Origin of the sequence: Acidithiobacillus marinus (assembly GCF_002847505.1) — a bacterium.
GTDB lineage: Bacteria > Pseudomonadota > Gammaproteobacteria > Acidithiobacillales > Acidithiobacillaceae > Acidithiobacillus > Acidithiobacillus marinus.
The window spans coordinates 1-2,245 of record NZ_MXAV01000061.1 but is presented as its reverse complement, the minus strand read 5'-3'; the positions used below and the strand labels follow the sequence as shown (position 1 = coordinate 2,245).

Here is a 2,245-nt window from a genome sequence, read left to right as displayed (position 1 = left end):
CCCCAATGTCTGCAATCCCCTGGGCAATCTCTTCGCGGATTATCCGGTCCCGCTCGGCGCGCGCGGCTTCCAGGTCGCCGGATAGATCAAGAATACTCTGATCTACCGCCAGGTCTTGCCGCTCCAGCTCACCCGCTTCCTTGGCCAGCTTTAATCGTTCCGAAACTTCCTGCTCAAAATCCAGCCTTCGGCGGCTCGGTTGCCCGGTCCGCCGCTCATAACCACTGGCCGCTGGCCCCAGATGCCGGGTCGGTGCCCGATCCTGACCTTGCTCCGCCAGACTGCGGTGATCCACCTGGGCGGCTATGCCGTTTTCCTGTAATCGGGCGTTCTGTAGCTCGGCAAACCGTTCCCGCCATTCGCTCACCAGTTCTTTGCCCGTCTTCCGGTCATCCAGTTCCCGCGTCTTTTCGGTAAACCCGTCTGGTCCTATCCGCCGGGTCGTCAGCAGAATGTGGGCATGGTGATTGCGCTGATCTCCGGCTTTCCCCGGCGCATGCACGGCCACATCCGCTGCACAGCCATGCCGCTGGACCAGCTCTCCCGCAAAATCCAGCGCCAGACGCCGCCGCTCGGCAGGGGGCAGTTCTTCGGGCAGGGCAATCTCGAACTCGCGGGCAACCGTTGCGTTCTTCCGGGTCTCCGCCTGCTCGGCGGCATTCCACAATGCCGCCCGGTCCGCTGCCCAGTCGGGGGCATCTTCCGGCAACACCAGATCGGCGGACTCAACCCCGCTTCGGCGGGTGTAGTCGTGTACTTCTCCCGTCCGTTCATCTTCGATCTTCTCGCCGGAACGATACGCGGAGGAAGCCGTGCCGCTGCGGCCTGCAGATCGGCTGATGGCTTTGACGGAGAGATGATAGATCGCCATTCTGGCCTCCTCCTACGGGGTGTCGGGGCGGAGCCTTGACCGCACGCAAACTCGCAGAGTTTGCATAAGTGCGCCCTTGCTTTTTCGCTGCGGGTCTATGTTGCCACACCGTCAAGGCCTCTTCCAGCAGTTCGTTCCGCCCTAAAAACGCGCTAAAGTATCTCCATGATATTGCAGAGGAGTGACCATGACGACCATCGAAGAACGCATCGCTAAACTGGAGGCAAAACTCAAACAGGAGAAAGCCAAGAAACAGCAGATCGAAGCCCGTAAACGCAGCATCGAGGCCAAAAAGAAACGCAGCGCAGATACCCGCCGTAAAATCCTCGTTGGAGCCGCCATCCTCGCCAAGGTCGAACGCGGGGAATGGCCACACGACAAATTTATGGCCCTCATGGAGGCCGCCCTGACCCGTGCCGATGATCGCGCCCTCTTTGATCTGCCAGTACGTCCCGAAAATTCCCAAGGAGGCCAGTAATGGACTCACAACAGCAGCTATTCGGCTACATGGCGGTGGCAAACGATCAGCAGAAGGCCATACAAACCGCCATCGACACCTTGACCGCTGAACGCGAAGCCCTCGCCCAGGAACGCACCCGCCTCGCCCAAACCGTCCAGAGCATCTCCAAGGCCGTAAGAACCGCCGTAGGCGCTGCCGTAAAGGATCAGATGGGGGATGCCGGAGAAATCGCCGCTACGTCCCTGGAAACCGCCTTAAACCCGATTCTCGAAAACTTCTCCGGCGTCATCGGGAACACGACCGAGGCCGGGAAGGCCATCAGCCAGGCTTCCGCCTGGTTTTCCTGGAAATGGGTCATCCTGTTCGCTGCCGGATTCTTCGGAATCTGTCTGATGGCTTATATTTCCCTGGCCTGGCAGTTCCACGAAGTCCAGAACCTCCGCCAGCAGAAGGCCACGCTCAGCGCAGAAATCCCCCGGATGCAGGCGACCGTGGCAGAGCTGGCCAAGCACGGCGGGAACGTGGTCTGGAACCATTGCGGCGGAAGACTGTGTTTCGAGGTCAGCAACAATCAGGGAACCTACAGCAACGGCAGCCCATTGCCACTCGGCGCATGGACCACAGACCACGGCAAAACAGAACTGGTCATTCCCAAAGGGTATTAGGGGTCCCCTCAGAAAACGGAATATAAAACCCGTTAAGCTCCTGCGAAAGGCCGCAGCGGCCGATATTTTCCCTGCTTGGGGGTGTAAGCCGGAACCCCAGAGAATTCTGTCAGGAAACATCGGCGGCAGAGTTTCCGAGCATCACACCTGACCGACATGGTTTTCCGACAGCCCGCACCAGGGGGTTTTGGTCTTTGGTGGATACCCGTGCATACCCAACAGGATATTCTCAAAACCCATAAAATCCGT

At 59.3% G+C, this 2,245-nt stretch carries 3 protein-coding genes; 2 read left to right on the top strand and 1 reads right to left on the bottom strand.

Annotation, left to right across the window (positions count from 1 at the left end; all coding sequences use genetic code 11):
• Nucleotides 1-871: MobQ family relaxase (gene mobQ / locus B1757_RS14880; protein ID WP_143484302.1), on the bottom strand; the 871-nt coding region annotated here is incomplete at its 3' end.
• Nucleotides 872-1,058: 187 nt separating this feature from the next.
• Here mobQ and B1757_RS14875 point away from each other — a divergent pair.
• Nucleotides 1,059-1,349: a DUF8583 domain-containing protein gene (locus tag B1757_RS14875; protein WP_075323802.1), complete on the top strand. Its 291-nt coding sequence runs from the start codon at nucleotides 1,059-1,061 to the stop codon at nucleotides 1,347-1,349.
• The gene (locus tag B1757_RS14870; RefSeq protein ID WP_075323801.1) at nucleotides 1,349-1,996 is read left to right on the top strand and encodes a hypothetical protein; all 648 of its coding nucleotides are present in this window, start codon (nucleotides 1,349-1,351) and stop codon (nucleotides 1,994-1,996) included. Before B1757_RS14875 ends, B1757_RS14870 begins: the two co-directional genes overlap by 1 nt.
• The last annotated feature ends 249 nt before the right edge of the window (nucleotides 1,997-2,245 follow it).